The organism is Burkholderia singularis, assembly GCF_900176645.1.
GTDB classification, from domain to species: domain Bacteria; phylum Pseudomonadota; class Gammaproteobacteria; order Burkholderiales; family Burkholderiaceae; genus Burkholderia; species Burkholderia singularis.
In genome coordinates this window covers 12,533-35,505 of record NZ_FXAN01000106.1, presented here as the reverse complement: position 1 = coordinate 35,505, position 22,973 = coordinate 12,533, and the positions used below count along the sequence as shown (strand labels likewise).

Below are 22,973 nucleotides of genomic sequence, written 5' to 3'. Positions count from 1 at the left end.
TGCAGCCGGCCGGAGCCGGCGCGCCGGCTTTGGCTCCGGCTCCGGCCGCACGCGGCGCGCTGCCCGTTGCTGCCAAGCCAGCGCGCCACGCGGTCCGTAAATGGTTGGGTCAGCCGACCAATTTCGTGTACGCGGCGGCGTCGAGCAGGCCGTCGGTCGACGCGTCGGCCGACAGCTTGATCTTGAAAAGCCACGCGCCGTAAGCATCGCTGTTCACGGCTTCCGGCGTGTCGACGGCGTCCGCATTGACGGCGACCACCTCGCCCGACACGGGCGAATAGATGTCCGACGCGGCTTTCACCGATTCGACGACGCCAACGGCATCGCCTGCCTTTACCTGCTTGCCGACGGACGGCAACTCGAGAAAGACGATGTCGCCAAGCGTGCTCTGCGCGTGATCGGTGATGCCGATCGTCAGCGTGCCGTCGGCTTCGGTGCGGATCCACTCGTGTTCGTCGGTGTATTTCAGATCGGCCGGGACGTTGCTCATCGGATACTCCTGAATAGAAAGGGTGTGATTCTTTGCTGCGGCGCACCGTGGCGGCGCGCCGGATATCGTTTCGCCGGGCGGTGCGCGGCCCGGCCCGTTGCCGTTACGCGACGAGCACCTTGCCGTTGCGCACGAACGGCAGTTTTACCACGCGTGCGGGAAGTTGCTTGTCGCGGATCTGTACGTGCACGGTGTCGCCAATGGCGACTGCCTTCGGCACGCGCGCGAACGCGATCGACTCCTGCATCGACGGCGAAAACGTGCCGCTCGTGATCTCGCCGTCGCCATGCGGCGTGAGAACCTTTTGATGCGCGCGCAGCACGCCGCCCGCGCGGCCGTTTTCCTTTTGCAAAACGAGGCCGACGAACGCGGCGCGCGAGCCGTTGGCTTCGAGCGCGTCGCGGCCGACGAATGCGCGCGGCGTCGAGAGATCGACGGTCCAGGCGAGGCCCGCGTCGAGCGGCGACACCGTGTCGTCCATATCCTGGCCGTACAGGTTCATGCCGGCCTCCAGGCGCAGCGTGTCGCGCGCGCCGAGTCCGCACGGGCGCACGCCGTTCGCGATCAGCGCGTTCCATAGCGCGTCGACGTGCGCGGCGGGGACGATGATCTCGAACCCGTCCTCGCCCGTGTAGCCGGTGCGCGCGACGGTGAGATCGCCGAACGGCGTGCCCGCAACCTGCGCGGCGTTGAACGGCTTGAGCTCGCTCGTCGCCGCGCGCGCGGCGGGCACCGTGTCCCACACCTTGGCGCGCGCATTCGGCCCCTGAACCGCGACGATCGCGAAATCGCGGCGCGGCGCGATCGTCACGCCGAAGCGTTGCTCGTCGTTGAGCCGGTTGAACCACGCGATGTCCTTGTCGGCGGTGCCGGCGTTGACGACGACGCGGAAGAATTCCTCGGTGAAGTAGTAGACGATCAGATCGTCGATCACGCCGCCCTGCGGGTTCAGCAGGCACGAGTACAGCGCTCGGCCGGGTGTCTTGAGCTTGTCGACGTTGTTGGCGAGCGCATGCTCGAAGAACGCGCGCGCGCGCGCGCCGGTGAAATCGACGACGCACATGTGCGAGACGTCGAACATGCCGGCATCGGTGCGCACGGCGTCGTGCTCGTCGATCTGCGAGCCGTAGTTGACGGGCATATCCCAGCCGCCGAAATCGACCATGCGGGCATTGAGGGCACGGTGCGCGGCGTGAAGCGGAGTGGTTTTGAGAGCGGTCATCGGGATCTCGGGCAGCGTGACCGGGTTAGGCCCGGCCGTGAAAACAAAACGGCAAGTCGGCGATCGCCGGCGCTCGATGCTGCTTGGCGGCCTGCGATCCTGAATGCCCCTCTGTCCTCGATACCTGAGAGATTGCGCAGCGAAATCGCTTCGGCTTGCGCGCGCCCCTTCGGTGGGCAGCCTGTCGGCGCCGCGCGATGCGCGCGCCTGGCTACTGCCGCTCTCCAGAGTGCGAAGACTGCCCGACGCCGTCACGGCTTGCGGCAGGCGGATTCTTCGACGCGGCCGGTCCTTTTGCCTGAGAGTTTGCGGGTGTGCCCCTTCGGCGGCGCGGCAAGCCATCCGATCGACGAACGATGTGCCGCACGCTCTCCCGACGCGTGCGGGCGAATGTACGCGAGCGTGAATGGGTTGTCAATTTGGACAAATCAATGTCGCTTCGCGGCAAGCGGGCTGGCAGTGCGCCATAGGATTTGGATGCAAGATGCAAGATGCAAGATGCAAGATGCAAGATGCAAGATGCAAGATGCAAGATGCAAGATGCACGGCGCGGCACGCGCGAGCGGCGGCCGGCCGCCGGCTGCTTACTCGCCGATCGCGCGCGCGGCGGTGTCGAGTTCCTGGTTCAGCACGCGCTGCTCGTCGCCGGACAAGCCGCCGCCGTGCTGCGCCGCCATGTCCGACGATTCCTGGCGGATCACGTCGAGCCGGCGATGCAGCGCCGCGCCGGTCGGCGGCGGATAGTAGCCGGCGTTCACGCGCGCGTCGATGCGGCGGCTCAGATTGTCGATACGGCCCTGGATCTGCTGCATCCGTTCATATCCGACCACCTGGGGGCTCGGGCGGGGTGCCGGCGCGGGACGCGGTGCTGGCGGCGGCGCGACGACACACGCCGCGAGCGACGAGACGAGGGCGCAGCATGCCGCCGCGCGGATCAACCGATGATGCATTGCATTCTCCTGGGTGTCGACGTGCCGATGCCGGGCAAGCATGACAGGAACGGTCCGGACCCTCGATACGATGACACTCGGTGCGAATTGTTTGTAACGGTTTTTGACATTGGGCGCGGCGGCCCGGGCCGTCAAATCGTTGCGCGGACGAACGGCACGCGCCGGCCTTCGCGTTCGCTGCGCTCGGCTAGCTCGATGACCGTCATCACGTCGACGGCATCTTGCGCGGCGACGGGAACGGGCGCGCCGTCGTGGATCGACGCGGCGAGTGCGCGATAGAACTCCGCGTATTGGCCGTCGAGCGTCGGCACGGGGCGCTCCACCTCGAGTTCGCCGTCGAGCCCGCGCAGCACGCCGGGCGGATTGCCGCCGCCGAACGGCACGTCGTCGGGCGTCAGGCCCGCCTTGAGCTGATCTTCCTGCGTGTCGAGACCGTACTTTTGATAGCCGCCCTGGGTGCCGAGAACGGTGAAGCGCGCGGGCTCGATCGCGGCGAGCGCGCTCGCGTGCAGCACGACCTCTTTGTCCGGATAGCCCAGCAGCAGATGAACGAAATCGGCGGCGTCGCCACCGTCGCGGCGTGTTTTGATCGACGCGCTGACCGTGTCGGGCGCGCCGAACAGCACCAGCGCCTGGTCGATCAGATGCGGGCCGAGGTCGAACAGCAGCCCGCCGCCGCGCGCCGCTTCCTCGCGCCAGCGCGTGCGCACCTGCGGGCGGAAGCGGTCGAAATGCGATTCGAAATAGGTGATGCGGCCAAGCTCACCGCTTTCGAGCAGCTTGCGCAGCGTCAGGAAGTCGCCGTCCCAGCGGCGGTTGTGGAACGGCGCGAACACGCGCTCGCGCGCCATGGCAAGGCGGGCGAGCGCGAGCGCATCGGCGGCCGTCAGCGTGACCGGCTTGTCGACGACCACATGCTTGCCCGCTTCGAGCGCGCGCTTGGCCAAATCGAAGTGGGTGTCGTTCGGCGTCGCGATCACGATGCATTCGACGTCGTCGAGCGCGGCGAGCGCGTCGAAATCCGGCACGACCGCTACGCCGGGATACGCTGCCTGCGCGCGCTGCGGCTGGCCGGTCGCGATCGCCGCGATGTGCGTGCGGCCGCTGTGAGCGATGACGGGCGCGTGAAACGTCGCGCCGGCGAAACCGAAACCCATCAAACCAATCTTGAGCGTTGACGACATGAACCGATCCTGTCTGCTTGCGAAATGAGAGCGCCGCGGCTTGAGCGTCGATCTGAACGCCGGGCGGCAGCGAGCGGCTATTGTGGCATGACAAATAAGGGGCGCAACGGTTGCGCCGGGTTTTGCCGCGACGTTGGCCGGACGATATAGAGGCGGGCCCGGACCCAAGCGTGCCGCACTGCGCGCGCGTCAGCGCTCGAGCCGGCGCCTGAGCGCGACGGCAGCCTGATCGGCCCATCGCGCGCAGGCTTGCGCGCCCGGATGGAAGCCGTCCGATGCGATCGCATCGGGCGCGAGCGGTATTTCGACCGGCAGGAACTCGCACGCGCGCTGCCCGGCGGCCCAGCGGCGCAGTGACGCATTGAGCCGCTTCGCGCGCAAGCCGAGATACCACCTGAGCGGCTGCGGCAGCGCCGGCAGGCGATGCATCGGCGGCACGGCCGACAGCATCACGTGCGACGCGCCGAAACGCGCCGTCAGCAGGGCGACGAGCGCGGCTTGCCGGTCGCGCCAGCGGGCGGGAGAAACACCGGCCGTTACGTCGTTGACGCCGAGCGACGTGACCACTGCGTCGAAACGCGCGGCGGGCTCGGCGGCGAGCCAGTCGAGCGCGTCCTGCGTCGTCGCGCCGGTACGCGCGACGAGCTTCCATTCGACGCGGTAGAACGGCGCGAGCGCGCGCACGAGCTGCCCGGCGAGCGCGTCGGATTGCGTCGCGACGCCGACGCCCGCCGCGGCCGAATCGCCGAGCACGAGCAGACGCAGCGTCGGCCCGTCACCCTCGGCGCCGCTGCGCGGCCCGCCGGCTTCCGCCAGGCGCGGCGTCACGCGCCGCACGTAGCGGCCCTGCGCGAGCAGCAGCGGGCCGAGCGCGGCGGTGGCGAAGTGGTATCCCATGCGGCGTGAGGGGCGAAGTGAGTGAAGGGCGTGCGCGATGATAGCAGTGCGAGTGCTTACTCTGGCGTTGCCGCGCCGGGCGATGGGACGGGATGTGGGGCGCGACGCCCGCCTCTTCGCATCGTCGTGCGCGATCAAACGTCTGCCGCCGCCGTGTTAACATGCGCGTCCCGCGAGCCGTTCTTCGAGCGCGCCCCGCCGCCGTTTCGCGCGCGGCGCGCCGTCGTGCCCGCCGCCATCCGGCTTCGCCGCCGCCAACCGCAACACCATTCGCCATCATGTCCGCAGGCCTGAATCCCGCTCAAAGCGAAGCGGTGCGCTATCTCGACGGTCCCTGCCTCGTGCTCGCCGGCGCGGGCAGCGGCAAGACCCGCGTCATCACGCAGAAGATCGCGCACCTGATCGAGGCGAAAGGCTTCGAGCCGCGCCATATTGCCGCCGTCACGTTCACGAACAAGGCCGCCGCCGAAATGCGCGAGCGCGTGGGCAAATTGCTCGAAGGCAAGACGCTCACCACTCCCGGCAAGGAAGGCCGCAAGGTGCCCGTCAATCAGCTGACGGTCTGCACGTTCCATTCGCTCGGCGTGCAGATCCTGCGCCAGGAGGCAGAGCACGTCGGTCTGAAGCCGCAGTTCTCGATCATGGATTCGGACGATTGCTTCGGCATGATCCAGGAGCAGATCGGCACGACCGACAAGGGTCTGATCCGCAAGATCCAGAACATCATCTCGCTGTGGAAAAACGGCCTCGTCACGCCCGAGCAGGCGCTGGCGATCGCGGCGAACGAGGACGAGCACCAGGCGGCGCTCGTCTACCGCAACTATGTAGCGACGCTGCACGCGTACCAGGCCGTCGACTTCGACGATCTGATCCGCCTGCCGACCGAACTGTTCGCGAATAACGAACCGGTGCGCGAGCGCTGGCAGAACAAGCTGCGCTACCTGCTGATCGACGAGTATCAAGACACCAACGCGTGCCAGTACGAACTGCTGAAACTGCTCGCCGGCCCGCGCGCCGCGTTCACCGCGGTCGGCGACGACGACCAGGCGATCTACGGCTGGCGCGGCGCGACGCTCGAAAACCTCGCGCAGCTCGGCAAGGATTTTCCGAAGCTGCACGTGATCAAGCTCGAGCAGAACTACCGCTCGACCGTGCGAATCCTGAGCGCGGCGAACAACGTGATCGCCAACAACCCGAAACTGTTCGAGAAAAAGCTGTGGTCCGAGCACGGAATGGGCGATTCGATCACCGTCACCCCATGCAATGACGAGGAACATGAGGCCGAGTCGGTCGTGTTTCGCCTGAGCGCGCATAAGTTCGAGCGGCGAACGCAATTTCGGGATTACGCGATCCTGTACCGCGGCAATTTCCAGGCGCGGATCTTCGAGCAGGTGCTGCGGCGCGAGCGCATTCCGTACGTGCTGTCCGGAGGCCAGTCGTTCTTCGACAAGGCCGAGATCAAGGATCTGTGCGCCTACTTGCGCCTGATCGCGAACGCGGACGACGATCCCGCGTTCATCCGCGCCGTCACCACGCCGCGCCGCGGCATCGGCAACACGACGCTCGAGGCGCTCGGCGCGTTCGCGGGGCAGGCGAAGGTGTCGCTGTTCGAGGCGGTTTATATGGGCGGAATCGAGGCGCGGCTGTCCGCGCGGCAAGTCGAGCCGCTCAGGATGTTCTGCGACTTCATCCAACGCCTTGCCGAGCGCGCCGACAAGGAGCCCGCGACCGTCGTGCTCGACGACATGATGGAGGCCATCCACTACGAAGCGTATCTGTACGACACATACGACGAACGGCAGGCGCAGACGAAGTGGCAAAACGTGCTCGAATTTCTCGAATGGCTCAAGCGCAAGGGCACCAAGCCCGACACGCAAGAGGCGCCCGATGGCGACGCCGACGGCTTTCACAACGCGGACGGCCTCGCGGATACCGGCAAGAACCTGCTCGGGCTGATCCAGACGGTCGCGCTGATGTCGATGCTCGAGGGCAAGGAGGAGAATCCGGATGCGGTGCGGCTGTCGACCGTTCACGCGTCGAAGGGGCTGGAGTATCCGCACGTATTTCTGGTCGGCATCGAGGAGGGAATCATGCCGCACCGCGGCGGCACCGAAGACGACGGCCCGATCGACGACGAGCGCATCGCGGAAGAGCGCCGGCTGATGTATGTCGCGATCACGCGCGCGCAACGCAGTCTGCATCTGAACTGGTGCAAGAAGCGCAAGCGCGCGCGGGAAACGATCGTCTGCGAGCCGTCGCGCTTCATCGCCGAAATGAACCTGGACGACGCGCCGCCGCCTTCGCCTGAAGAAGCGCCGATGACGCCGAAAGACCGTCTCGCGAGTTTGAAGGCGTTGTTGCAGAAGTAAGGGCGCGTAAGCGCACAGGCAGGCAACGCCAGCGTTTGGGCCGCGGACAATTGCCCGCGGCCGGACCTTGCCGGACCTTGCCGGGCCGCTCGCGGGCGGCCCGGCGGTAAGCGCCTATTTTACGGCGTTGACCATGTAATCGACGGCGGCCTTCACGTCGGCGTCCGACGCGTTCGACCCGCCTTTCGGCGGCATCGCCCCCTTGCCGTGCAACGCGAAGTTGTAGACGGTGTCCATCGAATCCTTCAGGCGCGGCGCCCAGTCGGCCTTGTTGCCGAATTTCGGCGCGTTCAGCACGCCGTTTGCGTGACACGCCTGGCAAGTCGATTCGTACAGCGCCTGGCCGGCCGACGCCGAGCTTTCGGCGCTCTTGCCGGCGGCAGGCGCGTCGCCTGGCTTCGGTATCGCCGCGATCGCGGCCATCGCCGCGGCGGCTTGCGCATTGGCGGCCGATGCGTCGGACGCGCCCGGCGCAGCCGCCGCGCCCGAGGCCGGCGCCGCGTTCGCGGCAGGCTGAGCCGGCTCGGCGAACTTCGCGCCGCCTTGATTGGCCATATAGACGACCGCGCGAGCGATCTCGTAGTCGCTGTAGTCGTCCGGGTTCGTGCCGCCGCGCGGCGGCATAGCGCCTTTGCCGGTCAACGCGATATGCAGCACTTCGTCGTAGCCGGCGGCGATCCGCGGCGCCCATGCGGCGGCGTCGCCGAACTTCGGCGCGCCGGCCGCCCCGGTGCCGTGACAGGTCACGCATACGGCCTTGTAGACTTCCTCGCCCGTCTTGTAGACGCGCGGCGCGTTCGCATCCTTCACGCTGACCTGCGCGACGGGCGCGATGCGCTTCGCGACGGCGTCGTCGGACAGGCCGTCGGTACCGGCGCCCGTGCGGAACGCGTGATTGGCGTAAGAGGCGAACAGAACGATGATTGCGATCGGAATCGCAAACGAGGCGATGACAACTGCGATGAGTTGCCCGGGGGTCTTGATGGGGGCTTCGTGGGGTGCTTCGCTCATGCTTGCCTCGTCTCCATGAATAAGAATTGTGAGCGGTACGGCAATGAATGGCTGATGCTGTCGGGTGAAGCTCGGACGATTATAGACGGAACGTTTACATAGCGGCGAGCGGGCGAACTGCGCGTGTTTACCCGCACGGTGCCTGCGACCGGCATGCAGATCATGTGAAGGAGGCGGGGCAAGCGCGGTGGCAGGCGTGCAACGGTGGACGGTCTGGCTGAAACAAGGTATTCTCTCGGTCTTGCCAAAGCTGTGGCTTTTTTGGGGCCGCAGCACTTCTCTAAAGCGCCCGTAGCTCAATGGATAGAGTACTGCCCTCCGAAGGCAGGGGTTGCTGGTTCGATCCCAGCCGGGCGCGCCAAGCCTGATCAGATTTTCAGCGGTTCTCTCCCCTTTCGCTTTTTACCGAAGGCAGCGAAACCGCCTCTACGGTTCCATCATCCCGCCATTCGATTCCGCCAATCGTGGTTTCTGCCAAGATTTGATTTCTTGAATGAAACCTTGGGATGCGCGTTTTTCTGAAAAATACGCTGCCTGCCCACCCACGATAATCGACGACTGCGCGCGACAACGGGTCAGACAATCGAAAGCGAATGATCGGTTCGAACGTAACCGGATGCGCCCAAGCCATTCTTTTCATTCGCTTTCAATCATTCTATTGGGCTGTGCCGCCGGAATTCAGCCATTGCAACCATCCCGGCCGCCGTCTGGCTATTCTTGTATCTTTCCGGAATGATTGCGATAGACGGCGTCCGCATTCCGGCCGTTGTCGAATACCCCGCGCACAGCCTGCCCACCTTACGGCTCATCATGCACGACGCCTATCTATTCGAAACGCCGCGGCTTCGCGTCCGCCGCTTGCGCGCTGACGATCTCGGCGCATTGCTGACCGTGTATGGCGACGCCGAGGCGATGCGCTGGGTCGGCGACGGCGTCGCGTTGACCGAAGCGGATTGCGTTCGCTGGCTGGCGGTCACGGAGCGCAACTACGCGCAACGCGGCTATGGCATGTTTGCCGTCGAGTTATTGGCCGATGATACGGTTATCGGCTTTTGCGGCTTGGTTCATCCCGGCGGCCAGGACGACGCCGAATTGAAATATGCGTTCCGGCGTGAGCATTGGGGCCACGGCTATGCGACCGAAGCGGCCGCGAGCACGCTGCGCCACGGCCGCGATGCATTCGGCCTGAGCACGATCATTGCCACGGTCATGCCGCAGAATTCGGCTTCGCTTGGCGTGTTGCGCAAGGCAGGCATGCAGCGTATCGAGGATCGGATCGAAGCCGACGGCAGCGCAACGGCAATGTTCGTTTGGCGTTCGCCGGCTATCGGCAAAGGCCGGTAATGCGACGTTCAGCCGGCGTGCGCACAAAGGCATTCGCCCAAGCCGGGATCGCGCTTTCGTGCATTTGTGATCGAATTGGGCTCGCGGTGGCCGAAGCCGGGCGATTTGCCCCGGCATTTGGTGCGAGGGCGATTCGTGCATTCACATAAAACCCGCCGGCTTTGCATTTCGAATTTGAGCGGCGGCGCGGGTTCGCGCCCGGGCGAGTCGGAATCAATAAAATAATCAAGCAGTTAAAACAGAAATCGAAAACCCGCCCGCCGCCGCGAATCACGCGCGGCCTTCGGCGCGGGCCGTTCTTCCGCCGCCGGCGTCACAAAAGAGTCACGGTCATCTGTCGCGCATGGGTCAAGTCCCCCGGCCCTGCTGCCGTAAACCGTAGGATTCGCACTCTTCCAACGTCGCCTGCCATGCTCTCCTCGATTCGCTCCCGCATTCTTGCCGCGTGCGTTGCCATTGTCGTCGGCGCGCTTGTTGTCAATACTGCGCTCAATTATGCCGTCGCGAGCCGCTACAACCGTGATGCCATTCGCCAGAATCTCAGCGCGGTATTGACCGGGCATCAGACGGGCATTGCCGATTGGGTCGCCTCGAAGACGCAACTGGTGGTGTCGGCCGAAGACGTGGCATTGACGCCCGATCCGGTCCCGGCGCTGAAATTGATTGCCGCCGCGGGCGGTTTCACGAACGTCTACGTCGGCTATGCGGACAAGACCGCGAAGTTCTCCGACGCATCCGGCATTCCCGCCGACTACGATCCGACCAGCCGGCCGTGGTACACGCAGGCCGTGCAGGCGGGCAAGCCGGTCGTGACGCCTCCCTACGTGGACGTCGGAACCGGCAAGCTCGTCGTCGCGTTCGCCGCGCCGATCGTGCGCGACGGCGTGCTCAAGGGCGTCGTGTCCGGCGACGTCGCGATGGACAGCGTGATCGCGAACGTCAAGGCGATCCACCCGACGCCCGGAAGCTTCGGGATGCTCGTCGATCGCGGCGGCCGCATTGTCGCGCATGCGGATTCGAAGCTCACGCTCAAGCCGGTCAACGAGCTGTCGGACGACCTGAGCGTCGAGAGCCTTGCCGCGTCGTCGGCTGACGATGGCGCGGAGCCGGTCGTCGCGCACGTCGCGGGGGCGGCGAAGCTGATGCGCGCGCGCGCCGTGCCGGGCGCGGACTGGCTTGTCGTCGTCGCGCTCGACAGGGCGGATGCAATGGCTGGCATGCATTCGACGCTCTTCACGTCGATCGGCGCGCTGGTGCTGCTCGCCGCCGTCGCGGCGGCGATTGTCGGCGCGGTGACGGGCGTGGCGTTCAAGGGGCTGGCGCGCATTCGCGATGCGATGGAGTCGATCGGCTCCGGCACGGGCGATCTGACGCAGCGGCTGCCCGACGCGGGGCGCGACGAGGTCGCGCAGATCGCGCGCTCGTTCAACGCATTCGTCGGCAAGCTGAACGACGTGATGCGGATGATTCGCGACGCGAGCGAATCGGTGCGGCACGCGGCGAGCGAGATCGCGTCGGGCAATCACGATTTGTCGCGTCGCACGGAATCGGCGGCGGCGAGCCTTGAGGAAACGGCCGCGTCGATCGAGGAGATCACGTCGACGGTCACGCAATCGGCGAGCGCCGCGCGTCAGGCCAACGATATCGCGACGAACGCGGCGTCGGTCGCGTCGCGCGGCGGCACGGTCGTGGCCGATGTCGTGACGACGATGCGCGAGATCGAGGGCGCGTCGGGCAAGATCAGCGACATCATCGGCGTGATCGACGGCATCGCGTTCCAGACCAACATCCTTGCACTGAATGCGGCGGTCGAAGCCGCGCGCGCGGGCGAGGAAGGGCGCGGCTTCGCGGTGGTCGCCGGCGAGGTGCGCACGCTCGCGCAGCGCAGCGCGCAGGCGGCCAAGGAAATCAAGGCGTTGATCGATTCGAGCGTGTCGAGCGTGTCGGCGGGCGCGACGCTCGTGCAACAGGCCGGCCGGACGATGGACGACATCGTGGGCACCGTTTCGAACGTAACGTCGATCATGCGCGACATCTCGAACGCGGCCGACGAGCAGACGCGCGGAATCCAGGAAGTGAATCGCGCGGTCGCACAACTCGACGAGATGGTTCAGCAGAACGCGGCGCTCGTCGAGCAGTCCGCGGCGGCCGCCTCTGCGCTCCAAACCCAGGCGGCGGAACTGGCCGACGCGGTGGGGCGGTTCAAGGTTGCGTGAAGCAGTGCGCGTACCAGCCGCAAGGGTGTCGTGTGCGGAGCGACTTCCGGCACGCGCCTCTGATGTCAGGTTTGGCCGGAACTTCATGTGCGTACCGGCAGGGCAGGACCGGAGCGTGGCGGCGGCCCGACATCGGCAATTTTCTGTTGTCGCGCGGCACCGATTGTCGTTATCGTTGCATCGAATGATAACTATTGCATGTCGCGGGAATAAATTGACAGCAAATAACAACAGACCATGCCTGGATACGTCCGGGTACCGGGGGGCGGCGAACATTGGCGGGCCGGCGCGAAGCGCGGCAGGCCGACCGGTTCGCCGTCATGCGTTTGCGCGCGCTGCCGCGCATGCCCACACGTCCGCCGCGAATCGCGCAACCGCACGATTCGCCCATCCCCTTTCACCGCTTATCTGACGCTTCACTGCGCGTGGTCACGCGTTCGCTTCACGTGAAGCGGGTAGCGGGATGCACGCACGGCCGGTGCCGTCCGTCATGCGAGCCGTCGCATGCGTTGCGCCGGTGTTTTCCACGCGCCGGATAGACCGGCGAATGGACGGCGCCGCGTTGCTTGTCGTCCACGCATGCCGGCAGGCGGCACCCCGCCGGCGGCGTCGCCCGCTCGTTTTTTTGGCTCTTTCCCTGGAGGACTCATCGTTTGAAAACTTCAAAATCCTATGTGACGCTGCTCATGACGGCTGCCGCCGTCGCGCTTTGCGCTTGTGCCACCGAGGAGTCGCGCACGCTCGCCGTGCCCCCGACGCCCAGCGCGCAAAAGCCGTATGCGGGCAAGCCGGTTCAGATCGCGATCGGCAAGTTCGACAACCGCTCCAGCTACATGCGCGGCATCTTCACCGACGGCGTCGATCGCCTCGGCGGCCAGGCCAAGACGATTCTCATCACCAAGCTGCAGCAGAGCCGCCGCTTCAACGTGCTGGATCGCGAAAATCTCGACGAGATCAAGCAGGAAGCGGCCTTTCTGAAGCAGCGCCAGAACGTGAAGGGCGCGCATTACGTCGTGACCGGCGACGTGACCGAGTTCGGCCGCAAGGAAGTCGGCGATCAGCAGCTGTTCGGCATTCTCGGGCGCGGCAAGAGCCAGATCGCTTACGCGAAGGTGAATCTCAACATCGTCGATACGGCCACGTCGGAAGTGGTCCTGTCGAGCCAGGGCGCCGGTGAATACAGCTTGTCGAACCGCGAGATCATCGGCTTTGGCGGCACGGCCGGTTATGACTCGACGCTCAACGGCAAGGTGCTCGATCTCGCGATTCAGGAAGCCGTCGATCATCTGGCCGAACAGGTCGACTCCGGCGCGCTTGCGTCCGGCAAATGAACGGCGCGAGCCGGATCGTTCCATCCATCGACTCATCAACCATGACAACGAAGAAGAAAATTTTTAGCACGGCGGCATGCGTGCCGGTGACGGCCGCTGTTGCGCTGCTGACGGGGTGCGCGGCGAATCAACCGAAGCCGCTTTATCAGTGGGACGGCTATCAGCCGCAAGTCTACGAGTACTTCAAGGGGCAAAAGAGCCCGGAAGAGCAGATCGGCGCGCTCGAGCAGGCGCTGCAAAAGATCCGCGCGAAAGGCAACCGGCCGCCGCCCGGTTTCGAGGCGCATCTGGGCATGCTGTATGCGGGCGTCGGCAAGGAGCAGCAGGCCGCGCAGGCGTTCGAGGCCGAGAAGGAAGCATTTCCCGAATCGGCGGCCTATATGGACTTCCTGCTGAAGAAGAAATCCAAACAACAATAAGGACCCGCGATGCTCAAGTTCATTTCCGCAAGACTGCTGTCGGCCGTGTCCGTGTCCGTGTCCGTGCTCGTGCTGCTCGCTGCATGCGCGGCGCCGGCGCAGCACGTCGATTACACCGCGTTCAAGAAGAGCCAGCCGCGCTCGATCCTGCTGCTGCCGCCGCAAAACGACACGTCGGACGTGAAGGCGACCTATGGCGTGCTGTCGCAAATGACGTTGCCCGTGGCCGAGGCGGGCTATTACGTCGTGCCCGTCGCCGTGATGGAGGAGACCTTCAAGCAGAACGGGCTGACGAATGCGGCCGACATCCAGACGGTGCCGGCCGCGAAGCTGCGCGAGATTTACGGGGCGGACGCGGCGCTATACACGACGGTGACCCAGTACGGTTCGGTCTACACGATTCTCGACAGCACGACGGCCGTCGCGGCATCCGCGAAGCTGGTCGATCTGCATACGGGCGACGTGCTGTGGCAGGGCATCGGCCGGGCAACCGGCAAGGAGTTGGGCGGCAACGTGAACGTCGGCGTGGGCGGGCTGATCGGCGCGCTCGCGCAGGCGGCGATCAAGCAGATCGCGCATACGCTGACCGACGAAGCGGTGGATGTCGCCGGGCTGACGAGCAGCCGCCTGCTGTCGGCCGGCCAGCCGGGCGGGCTGCTGTACGGCCCGCATTCGCCGAAGTACGGGACGGACTGACGCGGCTCGGCGCCGTCGGCGCAGGCCCAACGCGGCCCGGCATTGCAATCGGCCGGCCCGGCCGCGTTGAGCTTGCGGGGCGGCCGCGGACGCCGGCATCGGGCGCCGCTTGCGATTTCATGGGCTTTTGCGCCGGGTTTGCCGAAGGTGACGCGTTATAGTCACGAATGTGTCATTTTTGTGACGATGCACGACCGACCCCGATGACAAACCAGAACAAGGAGCAGCCGTGACCGATCCGCATTCCCCGTCGACCCAGCGTCCCGATCTTTCCGCCGACGATCTTCCGAATGATCCCGAGCGCCGCCGCATACTCGGCGGCATCGCCGCGCTCGGCGCAAGCGTCGCGCTGGGCGGCTGCGAGACGAACGCGCAGGCCGAGCCGCGCTCGACCGAAGATCTGCGGCTCGACGCCGCGCTGCGTCAGCAAGTGCGCAACATTGTCGTGATCTACGCGGAAAATCGCAGCTTCGCCAATCTATTCGGCGATTTTCCGGGAGTACGGCATCCGTTGCGCACCGTGCCGCCGCCGCGTTACATCCAACTCGACCGCGACGGCAAGACGCCGCTGCCTGCGCTGCCCGCGATCTGGGGCGGCCTCGTGCCGCAGGCGCAGGTTGTCGACGGCAAGCGCTACATGATCGGCGAGGGCGACATCACGGGGCTGCCCAACGCGCCGTTCGTGATTCCCGACGCGCAACGCAGGCCGCTGCCGAACGGCGTCATCACGCGCGATTTGTGGCATCGCTTCTATCAGAACCAGATGCAGATCAACGCGGGGCGCAACGACCAGTTCGTCGCTTGGGCGGATTCCGGTGCGCTCGTGATGGGCCATTACCGGAACTCGGCCGACACATTGCGGCTCTGGAGCCTCGCGCGGCAATACACGCTTTGCGACAACTTTTTCATGGCCGCGTTCGGCGGCTCGTGGCTGAACCACATCTTCCTGATTTCCGCGCAAGCGCCGCTTTATCCGGACGTCCACACGAGCCCGGCGAAGCATCTGGTGTCGGTCATCGAAGGGGACGACCCGACGGGCACGCGGCTCAAGCTCGCGGCGGATTCGCCCGCCTCGGCGCTCGATGGCCCGCCGAAGTTCGAGAACGACGGGCTGTTCACGCCGGACGGCTACGCGGTGAACACGATGGCGCCGCCGTATCAGCCGAGCAGCGTGCGGCCGCCCGTGGGCGGCGATCCGGCTTATGCCGATCCGTCCGACCCGCGCGTGCTGCCGCCGCAACGTTACGCGACGATCGGCGACCGATTGTCGGAGAAGGGCGTCGACTGGGCGTGGTATGGCGGCGCATGGCAGTACGCGCTCGAGCATCGCGACACGGGCGCGGTGCCGGATTTCCAGTATCACCATCAGCCGTTCAACTATTTCGTGAACTATGCGCCGGGCACGCAGGCGCGGCGCCGGCATCTGCGCGACGCGGGCTTGGGCGACGATCCGTCGACCAACCGCCTGATCGCCGACATCGATGCCGGCCGCCTGCCCGCCGTTACGTTCTACAAGCCGCAGGGCAATCTGAACATGCATGCGGGCTATGCGGACGTCGAATCGGGCGACCGGCATATTGCGACCGTGATCGACCATATCCGGCGCGGCCCGCAATGGGCGCATACGGTCGTGATCCTGACGGTCGACGAGAACGGCGGATGGTGGGACCCGGTCGCGCCGCCGAAGGGCGACCGCTGGGGGCCGGGTTCGCGGATTCCTGCGCTCGTGATTTCACCGTTCGCCAAACAGGGCTATGTGGACCATACGCTGTACGACACGAACTCGATTTTGCGTTTCATCTCGCGCGTGCACGGGTTGAGGCCGCTCGACGGTGTCGCGTCGCGCACGCGCGCGTTCGTGGCCCGCGGCGAAGTGCCGCCGGGCGATCTCACCGCGGCGCTCGATCTCGGCTGACGCAGAGGCAGCAGTGCGCGGTCGGCGGCGTGCCGCCTTTGCCGAGGCCGCCTTTGCGTTATCGGGCGCGCCGGTTTCAGCCGCCTGAGCAGCGCGCACCGCGCTGCGGGTGCACGCATGTCCCGGCGTGCCGGCATCGCATGCAATGCACGAAATACGGCGGCATCAGTGACTCGACATCCCGAGTGTCAGCGTGCCGGCTCCGATCAGCGCCGCGCCGCCGCCATAGCCGAAGCGGCGTTGCGCGGCGGCGCCCGTCAGCCGCGTTGCCGCAAAGCGCGCGATGCGCGCATAGCAGGCGGCATTGACGGCCGCGAGACAAACGAAGGTCGGCAGCAGCACCGCGCATTGCCGGACGAAAGTCTGGTGCGGCGAAATGAACTGCGGAACGAACGCGACGAAAAATACGATGCTTTTCGGGTTCAGCGCGGTAACGGCCCATGCGGACAGGAACCGCGGCGCGGCGGAGCGGTTTTGCATGCGCACCGTCGTCGCGCCGCTGCGTCGCGCATGCAGAATCGACCGCACGCCGAGGCAGATCAAATAGCCGCCGCCGGCGAGCTTGAGCGCCGTGAACGCGGCGGCCGACATCGCGAGCAGCGCTCCCGCGCCGGCCAGCGAGATCGCCATCGCGGTAGTGTCGCCGGCTGCGACGCCTGCCACCGTGCTCCACGGCGAGCGGTTGCGATTCGCGAGCGAATCGCCGATCACGAGCAGGATCGTCGGACCAGGGATCATCAGCAGGACGATGCTCGCGCCAGCGAACGCGAGCCACGTTGCGACGGACATGGCCGCCTCCGTCATATGCGTAAAATTCCAGTGATCCACAACGGAAAACAGCCGTCAAGCGCGCGTCGGTACGCGGTGCCGCCGTCCGAACGCGGGCCGTGTCCGCGCGTCGCGCGTCATAGTCGCGCGGCTCGAATTCACGCGTTCCCGCCCATTCCGAGCGCCAATGCTCACGCCATACCCGAAACCCAGCGAAGCGCGCGAACCGGTTGCCGATACGACAGATGGCCGCGCAACGGCCGATCGACAAAGCGATCGGAAAGGGCAACGAAAAGAAGGGCGGACAAAAAAACCCGCCTTGCGGCGGGCGGGAGTTGAACGAGCACGCGACGAAACGCGTGATTTATAGTTGTCGGTTCAGGGAAACCGTCAGAATTGCGCAGCCGCCTGATAGGCGCTTGCCGCCCCCAGCCGGTCCATCGCATTCCGGTATTCGACCTGCAGTTCGGCCTGCGCGGCCTTCGCGTTGGCGACGAGCGCCGCATCGATCGCCTGGATCTGGCGCACGAGCGCGAGCGCGGCGGGCGTCTGCTCGCCCGTGATCGACATCAGATGCGGCGAGCGCTCGTCGGCCAGGCGCGCCGCTTCGGACCAATTGGCCAACTGCACCGCTTGATCGATTTCGCGGGTGATCGACAGCACACGCTCGATCAAGGACATCTGGTCCAGAGTCGGCTGATTCGGCTGGTTCATCGCGTCTGCCCCGTTACTTGTTGTTCGCGAGCGCGCCGGCGCTGTTCGTGCCGCCGAACAGTTGCGTCAGATAGTTCGAATTCGAGTTCATCTTCGCCATCAGCGAATTGAGCGCGGTGAATTGCGCGTTGTACTGAGCGGTGAGCAGCGATGCATATCTCGTGAGCTGCGCCTGCTGTTGCCCAAGGCTTTTCAGATCCTGGTTCAGCGCTTTCGTGCGGATATCGAAGATGCCGCCCGTCTGCACCGTGTTTTGGATCGAGTCGTTCAACTGCTTGCCGATACCGTTCGTCGAGTTGAACAGCGCGGCGACTGACGACGGATTGCTTTGCAACGCCGTATTGAGCTTGGCCGTGTCGATCGTCAGCGAGCCGTCCGGCTGCCCCGACGTCGAGCCGTCGGCGAACTTGATGCCGAGCGACGCGAGCGACACGTTCACGCCGTCTGTCTTGACGCTGCCGCCGACGATCCGCGCGAGCGAATTGCTGACCGTATTGAGCGCCGAGTCGCCGAGCAGCGGCCCCGCGCTTTGCATGCCGCTGCTGTCGGTCGACAGCGCCGACAACTTTGCGACGGTCGCGACCACCGTGTTGTACAAATTGACGAAGTTGGTGATTGCGGTGGCTTGCGCGGCCGTGTCGGCCGTCACGTTGAGCGTCTGTGTCGTGCCGACGGCGGTTTGCGACAGATTCAGCGTGACGCCGGTAATCGCGCCCGACACGGTGTTGGTCGAACTCGATGCGGCGATGCCGCCGATCGTGAATTGCGCGTCCTGCGCGGCCGTGCTTTGCTTCCACGCGATGCTGCCGCCCGACTGGATCGTCGACTGGCCGCCCGTGGTGCTCGCCGTCGACGTCACCGCCAGGCTCGACAAGCCGTTGTCGCCGGACAGGTTGCTGACGCCGACGCTGATCGCGTTCGCGGCGCCCGGCGAGTTCGAGCGCAGCACCAGATGCGCGCCGTCCGTGCCGTTGACGATCGTTGCCGTCACGCCCGGATTGTTCTGCGCGGCATTGATCGCGGCGGCCACGCCGGACAGCGTGTTGTTCGTCGAATCGATCGCGATCGACGTCGATTTGCCGCCGACGGTGAGCGACAACGTGCCGGTGCCGAGCTGCTGCGTCGCATTGAATGCGCCGGAAGACAGCGTCTGCGAATCGGCGACCTGGCTCACGTAGATCGAATAGCTGCCCGCGACCGCGCCCGGAGCCGTCGTCGCCGTGAGGCCGTTGCCGGTCGCGCCCGCGACGAATTTTTGCGTCAGCGTGCCATCGCCGAGCGAGCCGATGCCGGCCTGCAGCGCGGAGAGCGCGGCTTGCAACGTGCCGAGCGCGGACAGTTTGGATTGGTCGGCGGCCACTGAAGCCGACAGCGCCGCGGCCTGCCCCGCCGTCTTCGCATTGACGAACGTGGTCACGAGTGTGCCCACGTCCAATTGCGAATTGCCGGTCGCGCCGCTGATGATCGACTGCGCCGCTTGCTGCTGCGCCGATTTGAGCTGTTGCAGCGCTGAGTTTGTTGTGCCGGAGACGGGAGTGGACATCGGATGGCTCCCTTCGCCAAGTCAATACGCTGGCGAAAATCGCGAAATTCGGAAAGGAAAAAAGTGCGGCGGCCACGAGGACTTGCACCGCCGCACAAAGACTGGCCGCCGAACAGCGCGGCCTGTCGTTCGGTACAGGTTACGGCGCGATTACTGCAGCAGCTTCAGCACCTGCTGCGGCAGCGAGTTCGCTTGCGCGAGCACCGAGATGCCGGCTTGTTGCAACACTTGCGCTTTGCTCAGGTTCGCGGTTTCCTGCGCGAAATCCGCGCTTTGGATTTGCGATTGCGCTTGCGACAGGTTCGTCGAGCTGGCCTGCTGCGTCGTCGCGATCGCGGTGAAGCGGTTTTGCGCGGCGCCGAGCGTCGCTTGCAGGTTGTTCACCGCCGCCAGCGCATTGTCGATCGACACCATCGCCTCGTATGCGCCCGTTTGCGTGCTGATGTTCAGGTTCGAGACCGTCGGCGGCTGATTGACCGCGTTGATCTGCGCGACCATTGCCGTCGCCGCCGCTTGCTGCGCCGGGCTCAGCGCGCTCGTTGCGGCGGTGGCGAGCGTCAGCGTCTGAAACGCGGGCGTGGACGGCGTGCCCGTGCCGGCGGTCGTCGCGCCGAAGACGGCGGTGACAGCCGCCGAAGACAGCGCCTGATTGTTCTGGTCGGTGAACGTGAAGCCGCCCTTGCCGTCGGACAGAACGTTGATCTGCGTCGTTTCCTGACCGGTGCTGGTGCCGGGCGTCCAGGCGGCGCCGGCCGAGTCGATCGCGACGCTGATCGTGCCGAGCGTTTGGCCCGATTGAACCATGCCGCCGCCGATCTTCGCGGCCGACATGCTTTGCGACAGATCCACGCTGACCGTCTGGCCGACGTTTGCACCGACCTGGAAGCTGAGCGTGCCCGCCGAGCCGTCGAGGATGTTCTTGCCGTTGTAGTTCGTCTGCGAAGCGATGCGGTTGACTTCGGCGATCTGCACCGCCACTTCCTGCTGCAGCGCAGCCGCATCGCTCGAGCTCAGCGGGCCGTTCGACGCTTGCACCGCGAGTTGGCGGATACGTTGCAGGCTGTTCGTCAGCGAAGCAAGGCCGCTCGATGCCGTTTGCAGGATCGACACGCCGTCGTTCGCGTTCGACACGCCCTGGGACAGGCCGGTGATTTGCGTTTGCATCCGGGTGGCGATTGCGAGCCCGGCGGCATCATCCGCCGCGCTGTTGATGCGCTTGCCCGACGACAGCCGGGTGATCGCTTGCGACAGCGCGCTTTGCGAGCCGTTCAGGTTTTGCTGAGCGATCAGCGAATTGATATTGCTATTGATTCCAAGCATGAAATTCTCCTGATTGAGCCGAAAAGCCCGTCATGTGCCAACATTGGCGAGGGCGGGAGCACTCGTTCTTTGCCGGCCGCCTTGTGCTGGATTTCGGCGCTCGCAAACAAAACTTGAGGGACGCGAACAGATTCGGCCCGATTTTTTACGCATACGATTGCGCGCACCCGCAGAGCCTGCTCGAACGCATTGATATGGCATCCAAACGAAAAAGCAGTAAACCTCTGGCCTGAGCGATGTTTACCTGCTATTATGGCGGGCTGAATTGAGATTTCTGTCACGCCTTTGCCAATTTCGGCACGTCTGCTGACAGTCAAACGTGATGCGGCGGTGCCTGGGATCAACCGGTTGCCGAGCGTTTCGCGGTGCATTTCGCCTCTCTTTTCCGGCCTCCGAGGCCTTTTACCCGCTCGTTTCGCCCGTTCGTGGAAACGCTCGGAAGGCCGGTGCGTGGCGCTTGGCCGCTACGTTTTTGACCGTATCAAGCAAATTAGGAACGACATGACGACGATTCTTTTGAAAGAAAACGAGCCGTTCGAAGTGGCGATTCGCCGCTTCCGCCGCGCGATCGAGAAGAACGGCCTGATCGCCGAGCTGCGTGAGCGCCAGTCCTACGAAAAGCCGACTGCCGTGCGCAAGCGCAAGAAGGCGGCTGCCGTGAAGCGCCTGCACAAGCGTCTGCGCAGCCAAATGCTGCCGAAGAAGCTCCACTAAGGCGTTTTCGGGGCGGTTCCGCTCGCTGCGGCGATGCGTGTTCGATAGAACTCGCATCGCCGTTTTGTTTTGGTGGTCGGGTTGGGCGGCCGGTTATGACAATTCGCTCTCGATGCGGGATTGGGGCGTCGCTGATGCGCGGACTCGCGTTCAATAAAATTCGGACGAATCACTCGGTGGCATGCCGCTTACTGATCTTCTTGCCGAGCGCCGCGCAACGCGCATGACATGGGCAACTCGTTTCGTGATCGTTGACCATGCCGATCGCCTGCATCAGCGCATAGCAGATCGTCGAGCCGACGAATTTGCAGCCGTAACGCTTGAGCGCCTTGCTGAGCGCATCGGAGCGCTCGGTCGACGCAGGCGCGCCGCGATACGACGCCCATGCGTTCTGCACCGGCACGTCGTCGACGAACGACCATAGAAACGCGGCGAGCGAGCCGTGTTCGGCGTGGATCTGCTGAACCGCGCGGGCATTCGCAACCGCCGCCTCGAGCTTCGCACGATGCCTGGATCGAGCACCAGCGTATCGATTTGCTTCGGCGTGAAGCGCGCAACCTTGTCGACATCGAAATCAGCGAATGCGGCGCGATAGCCGGCGCGCTTGTTCAAGATCGTCGACCACGACAAGCCCGCTTGCGCACCTTCCAGAATCAACATTTCGAACAAATACCGGTCGTCGTGCGACGGCACGCCCCACTCGGTATCGTGATAGTGAGCATCCGCTTCGGTTTTTACCCAACAACAGCGTTCGTGCATCGGTTTGTCTCGTCTGCCATCGATTGCGACGCGTCAGCATAACGGAACGGCCTGCTCGCGCAAGCCTGGCCGTTCGGCTGATGGGCGGGGCTGGCCGTTGCGGTTAAGCTTCCGTCTCGATACATCGACGAATCACAGCGGATCTGACTCGAAGCAGCCATGAGTAATGACATTTTTTTGATCGGCATCGACGGTGGCGGAACGGGTACGCGCGCAGTGCTCGCCGACATCCAGGGGCACGAGTTGGCGCGAGGCGTGGGCGGGCCGTCAGGGCTCGCGCTCGGCGTCGACGCCGCATGGCGCTCGATCGAAGCCGCATGCGCCGACGCCCATGCGCGCGCGGGCGCCACATTTGATTGGCGGCGCTGCATACTCGGCTGCGGACTGGCCGGCGTCAATCATCACGACTGGCTGAATGCGTTTCGCGCGAGCGCCCCTCCGGTTGCCGCGCTCGCCGTTGAAAGCGATGCTTACACGACCGTGCTTGGCGCTCACGGCGGCGCGCCAGGCGTGATCGTCGCGCTCGGTACGGGCAGCATCGCCGCGGCGCTCGACGCCGCAGGCGTCTGCCGGATCGCCGGCGGCTACGGATTTCCGTGCGGCGACGAAGCGAGCGGCGCGTGGCTCGGGCTGCGCGCGCTGTCATATGCGCAGCAGGCGCTCGACGGACGCGCGCCACTTGACGCGTTTGCGCAGGCGCTGATCGCGCATACCGGCGCAACCGACCGCGACGCGCTCGTGGTCTGGTCGTGCAACGCGAATCAAACCGAGTATGCGCGGGTGGCGCCCGTCGTGTTCGCACATCGCGATCATCCCGTCGCGGCCGCGCTGATCGAGTTGGCAGGCATCGAGATCGGCAAGATGATCGATGCGCTCGATTCGGATGCGGTACTGCCCGTCGCGTTGTGCGGCGGGCTCGCCAACGCGTTTGCGGGCGTCGTGCCCGAGTCGCACCGTGCGCGGCTCGTCGCGCCGCTTGCCGATTCCACGCGTGGCGCGCTGCGGCTTGCCGCATGGCAAGCGCAGCGGCTCGGCATCACGGCGGCGGGCGGAAAATGAAAGGGCAAGATTTGTGTCTTCGCGGCCCATTTGCCGGCGCGATAGAATGTCC

Annotated in this window: 21 protein-coding genes, 1 tRNA gene, 1 pseudogene and 2 riboswitches; of the genes and pseudogenes, 10 read left to right on the top strand and 13 right to left on the bottom strand. The window is 65.4% G+C overall.

Annotated elements, in window-relative coordinates:
• Positions 1-109: 109 nt before the first annotated feature.
• The 5 genes from gcvH to BSIN_RS21695 form a co-directional block, all read right to left on the bottom strand.
• The gene (gcvH, locus tag BSIN_RS21715; RefSeq protein WP_059516936.1) at positions 110-490 is read right to left on the bottom strand and encodes a glycine cleavage system protein GcvH; all 381 of its coding nucleotides are present in this window, start codon (positions 488-490) and stop codon (positions 110-112) included.
• 103 nt (positions 491-593) lie between these two features.
• Complete coding sequence (gcvT, locus tag BSIN_RS21710) at positions 594-1,712, bottom strand: glycine cleavage system aminomethyltransferase GcvT (RefSeq protein WP_089341955.1); 1,119 nt, start codon at positions 1,710-1,712, stop codon at positions 594-596.
• Positions 1,713-1,813: 101 nt separating this feature from the next.
• Positions 1,814-1,950, bottom strand: a riboswitch (glycine riboswitch).
• A gap of 37 nt (positions 1,951-1,987) precedes the next feature.
• A riboswitch (glycine riboswitch) is annotated at positions 1,988-2,098 on the bottom strand.
• Between the two features lie 198 nt (positions 2,099-2,296).
• Positions 2,297-2,662: a hypothetical protein gene (locus BSIN_RS21705; protein WP_059517882.1), complete on the bottom strand. Its 366-nt coding sequence runs from the start codon at positions 2,660-2,662 to the stop codon at positions 2,297-2,299.
• Between the two features lie 131 nt (positions 2,663-2,793).
• Entirely contained in the window at positions 2,794-3,846 is a 1,053-nt protein-coding gene (locus BSIN_RS21700) for an oxidoreductase (RefSeq protein ID WP_089341954.1), read from the bottom strand.
• A gap of 189 nt (positions 3,847-4,035) precedes the next feature.
• Entirely contained in the window at positions 4,036-4,743 is a 708-nt protein-coding gene (locus BSIN_RS21695; protein ID WP_089341953.1) for an SGNH/GDSL hydrolase family protein, read from the bottom strand.
• A gap of 278 nt (positions 4,744-5,021) precedes the next feature.
• Between BSIN_RS21695 and BSIN_RS21690 the strand changes: the two genes are divergently transcribed.
• A complete protein-coding gene (locus BSIN_RS21690) occupies positions 5,022-7,112 on the top strand; it encodes a UvrD-helicase domain-containing protein (protein ID WP_089341952.1) in 2,091 nt (696 codons plus the stop codon).
• Between the two features lie 114 nt (positions 7,113-7,226).
• Here the strand turns inward: BSIN_RS21690 and BSIN_RS21685 are convergent, their stop codons facing one another.
• Positions 7,227-8,123: a c-type cytochrome gene (locus tag BSIN_RS21685; RefSeq protein ID WP_059516926.1), complete on the bottom strand. Its 897-nt coding sequence runs from the start codon at positions 8,121-8,123 to the stop codon at positions 7,227-7,229.
• A 285-nt stretch (positions 8,124-8,408) separates the two neighbouring features.
• Here BSIN_RS21685 and BSIN_RS21680 point away from each other — a divergent pair.
• Positions 8,409-8,484, top strand: a tRNA-Arg gene (locus tag BSIN_RS21680).
• A 15-nt stretch (positions 8,485-8,499) separates the two neighbouring features.
• Here BSIN_RS21680 and BSIN_RS25585 read toward each other — a convergent pair.
• Complete coding sequence (locus tag BSIN_RS25585) at positions 8,500-8,763, bottom strand: hypothetical protein (RefSeq protein WP_143757516.1); 264 nt, start codon at positions 8,761-8,763, stop codon at positions 8,500-8,502.
• A gap of 92 nt (positions 8,764-8,855) precedes the next feature.
• Here BSIN_RS25585 and BSIN_RS21675 point away from each other — a divergent pair, with 92 nt between their 5' ends.
• The 6 genes from BSIN_RS21675 (at position 8,856) to BSIN_RS21650 (ending at position 16,044) form a co-directional block, all read left to right on the top strand.
• Entirely contained in the window at positions 8,856-9,467 is a 612-nt protein-coding gene (locus BSIN_RS21675) for a GNAT family N-acetyltransferase (RefSeq protein ID WP_089341951.1), read from the top strand.
• A 410-nt stretch (positions 9,468-9,877) separates the two neighbouring features.
• The gene (locus BSIN_RS21670) at positions 9,878-11,683 is read left to right on the top strand and encodes a methyl-accepting chemotaxis protein (protein WP_089341950.1); all 1,806 of its coding nucleotides are present in this window, start codon (positions 9,878-9,880) and stop codon (positions 11,681-11,683) included.
• A gap of 686 nt (positions 11,684-12,369) precedes the next feature.
• Complete coding sequence (locus tag BSIN_RS21665; protein ID WP_089342011.1) at positions 12,370-13,014, top strand: CsgG/HfaB family protein; 645 nt, start codon at positions 12,370-12,372, stop codon at positions 13,012-13,014.
• 41 nt (positions 13,015-13,055) lie between these two features.
• The gene (locus BSIN_RS21660) at positions 13,056-13,433 is read left to right on the top strand and encodes a DUF4810 domain-containing protein (protein WP_089341949.1); all 378 of its coding nucleotides are present in this window, start codon (positions 13,056-13,058) and stop codon (positions 13,431-13,433) included.
• Positions 13,434-13,442: 9 nt separating this feature from the next.
• Complete coding sequence (locus tag BSIN_RS21655; RefSeq protein WP_089341948.1) at positions 13,443-14,129, top strand: DUF799 domain-containing protein; 687 nt, start codon at positions 13,443-13,445, stop codon at positions 14,127-14,129.
• A 229-nt stretch (positions 14,130-14,358) separates the two neighbouring features.
• Complete coding sequence (locus tag BSIN_RS21650) at positions 14,359-16,044, top strand: acid phosphatase (protein ID WP_089341947.1); 1,686 nt, start codon at positions 14,359-14,361, stop codon at positions 16,042-16,044.
• Positions 16,045-16,209: 165 nt separating this feature from the next.
• Here BSIN_RS21650 and BSIN_RS21645 read toward each other — a convergent pair whose 3' ends face one another.
• From BSIN_RS21645 to BSIN_RS25890, 5 genes are all read right to left on the bottom strand, one after another.
• The gene (locus BSIN_RS21645) at positions 16,210-16,833 is read right to left on the bottom strand and encodes a LysE family translocator (RefSeq protein WP_089342010.1); all 624 of its coding nucleotides are present in this window, start codon (positions 16,831-16,833) and stop codon (positions 16,210-16,212) included.
• Between the two features lie 369 nt (positions 16,834-17,202).
• Positions 17,203-17,526, bottom strand: coding sequence for a flagellar protein FliT (gene fliT / locus BSIN_RS21640; RefSeq protein ID WP_089341946.1), 324 nt, complete (start codon positions 17,524-17,526; stop codon positions 17,203-17,205).
• Between the two features lie 13 nt (positions 17,527-17,539).
• The gene (fliD, locus tag BSIN_RS21635) at positions 17,540-19,069 is read right to left on the bottom strand and encodes a flagellar filament capping protein FliD (RefSeq protein WP_089341945.1); all 1,530 of its coding nucleotides are present in this window, start codon (positions 19,067-19,069) and stop codon (positions 17,540-17,542) included.
• A 150-nt stretch (positions 19,070-19,219) separates the two neighbouring features.
• Positions 19,220-20,389: a flagellin gene (locus BSIN_RS21630; RefSeq protein WP_089341944.1), complete on the bottom strand. Its 1,170-nt coding sequence runs from the start codon at positions 20,387-20,389 to the stop codon at positions 19,220-19,222.
• On the bottom strand, positions 20,356-20,760 hold the full coding sequence (locus BSIN_RS25890; RefSeq protein ID WP_159936038.1) for a hypothetical protein: 405 nt from the start codon (positions 20,758-20,760) through the stop codon (positions 20,356-20,358). Before BSIN_RS25890 ends, BSIN_RS21630 begins: the two co-directional genes overlap by 34 nt.
• A gap of 130 nt (positions 20,761-20,890) precedes the next feature.
• Here BSIN_RS25890 and rpsU point away from each other — a divergent pair, with 130 nt between their 5' ends.
• Positions 20,891-21,103, top strand: coding sequence for a 30S ribosomal protein S21 (rpsU, locus tag BSIN_RS21620; RefSeq protein WP_006401410.1), 213 nt, complete (start codon positions 20,891-20,893; stop codon positions 21,101-21,103).
• Between the two features lie 169 nt (positions 21,104-21,272).
• Here rpsU and BSIN_RS21615 read toward each other — a convergent pair.
• Positions 21,273-21,862, bottom strand: a pseudogene (locus BSIN_RS21615) (DNA-3-methyladenine glycosylase I).
• Positions 21,863-22,021: 159 nt separating this feature from the next.
• On the opposite strand from BSIN_RS21615, the gene BSIN_RS21610 reads away from it, so the two are divergent.
• Positions 22,022-22,921, top strand: coding sequence for a glucosamine kinase nucleotide-binding domain-containing protein (locus BSIN_RS21610; RefSeq protein ID WP_089341943.1), 900 nt, complete (start codon positions 22,022-22,024; stop codon positions 22,919-22,921).
• Positions 22,922-22,973 lie beyond the last annotated feature (52 nt).

Excerpts from the sequence above, each read along its gene's own strand:
- gcvH (WP_059516936.1), bottom strand. The coding sequence starts at position 490 with ATGAGCAACGTCCCGGCCGATCTGAAATACACCGACGAACACGAGTGG.
- gcvT (WP_089341955.1), bottom strand. The coding sequence starts at position 1,712 with ATGACCGCTCTCAAAACCACTCCGCTTCACGCCGCGCACCGTGCCCTC.
- BSIN_RS21705 (WP_059517882.1), bottom strand. The coding sequence starts at position 2,662 with ATGCATCATCGGTTGATCCGCGCGGCGGCATGCTGCGCCCTCGTCTCG.
- BSIN_RS21700 (WP_089341954.1), bottom strand. The coding sequence starts at position 3,846 with ATGTCGTCAACGCTCAAGATTGGTTTGATGGGTTTCGGTTTCGCCGGC.
- BSIN_RS21695 (WP_089341953.1), bottom strand. The coding sequence starts at position 4,743 with ATGGGATACCACTTCGCCACCGCCGCGCTCGGCCCGCTGCTGCTCGCG.
- BSIN_RS21690 (WP_089341952.1), top strand. The coding sequence starts at position 5,022 with ATGTCCGCAGGCCTGAATCCCGCTCAAAGCGAAGCGGTGCGCTATCTC.
- BSIN_RS21685 (WP_059516926.1), bottom strand. The coding sequence starts at position 8,123 with ATGAGCGAAGCACCCCACGAAGCCCCCATCAAGACCCCCGGGCAACTC.
- BSIN_RS25585 (WP_143757516.1), bottom strand. The coding sequence starts at position 8,763 with ATGAAAAGAATGGCTTGGGCGCATCCGGTTACGTTCGAACCGATCATT.
- BSIN_RS21675 (WP_089341951.1), top strand. The coding sequence starts at position 8,856 with ATGATTGCGATAGACGGCGTCCGCATTCCGGCCGTTGTCGAATACCCC.
- BSIN_RS21670 (WP_089341950.1), top strand. The coding sequence starts at position 9,878 with ATGCTCTCCTCGATTCGCTCCCGCATTCTTGCCGCGTGCGTTGCCATT.
- BSIN_RS21665 (WP_089342011.1), top strand. The coding sequence starts at position 12,370 with ATGACGGCTGCCGCCGTCGCGCTTTGCGCTTGTGCCACCGAGGAGTCG.
- BSIN_RS21660 (WP_089341949.1), top strand. The coding sequence starts at position 13,056 with ATGACAACGAAGAAGAAAATTTTTAGCACGGCGGCATGCGTGCCGGTG.
- BSIN_RS21655 (WP_089341948.1), top strand. The coding sequence starts at position 13,443 with ATGCTCAAGTTCATTTCCGCAAGACTGCTGTCGGCCGTGTCCGTGTCC.
- BSIN_RS21645 (WP_089342010.1), bottom strand. The coding sequence starts at position 16,833 with ATGTCCGTCGCAACGTGGCTCGCGTTCGCTGGCGCGAGCATCGTCCTG.
- fliT (WP_089341946.1), bottom strand. The coding sequence starts at position 17,526 with ATGAACCAGCCGAATCAGCCGACTCTGGACCAGATGTCCTTGATCGAG.
- fliD (WP_089341945.1), bottom strand. The coding sequence starts at position 19,069 with ATGTCCACTCCCGTCTCCGGCACAACAAACTCAGCGCTGCAACAGCTC.
- BSIN_RS21630 (WP_089341944.1), bottom strand. The coding sequence starts at position 20,389 with ATGCTTGGAATCAATAGCAATATCAATTCGCTGATCGCTCAGCAAAAC.
- BSIN_RS25890 (WP_159936038.1), bottom strand. The coding sequence starts at position 20,760 with ATGCACCGCGAAACGCTCGGCAACCGGTTGATCCCAGGCACCGCCGCA.
- rpsU (WP_006401410.1), top strand. The coding sequence starts at position 20,891 with ATGACGACGATTCTTTTGAAAGAAAACGAGCCGTTCGAAGTGGCGATT.
- BSIN_RS21610 (WP_089341943.1), top strand. The coding sequence starts at position 22,022 with ATGAGTAATGACATTTTTTTGATCGGCATCGACGGTGGCGGAACGGGT.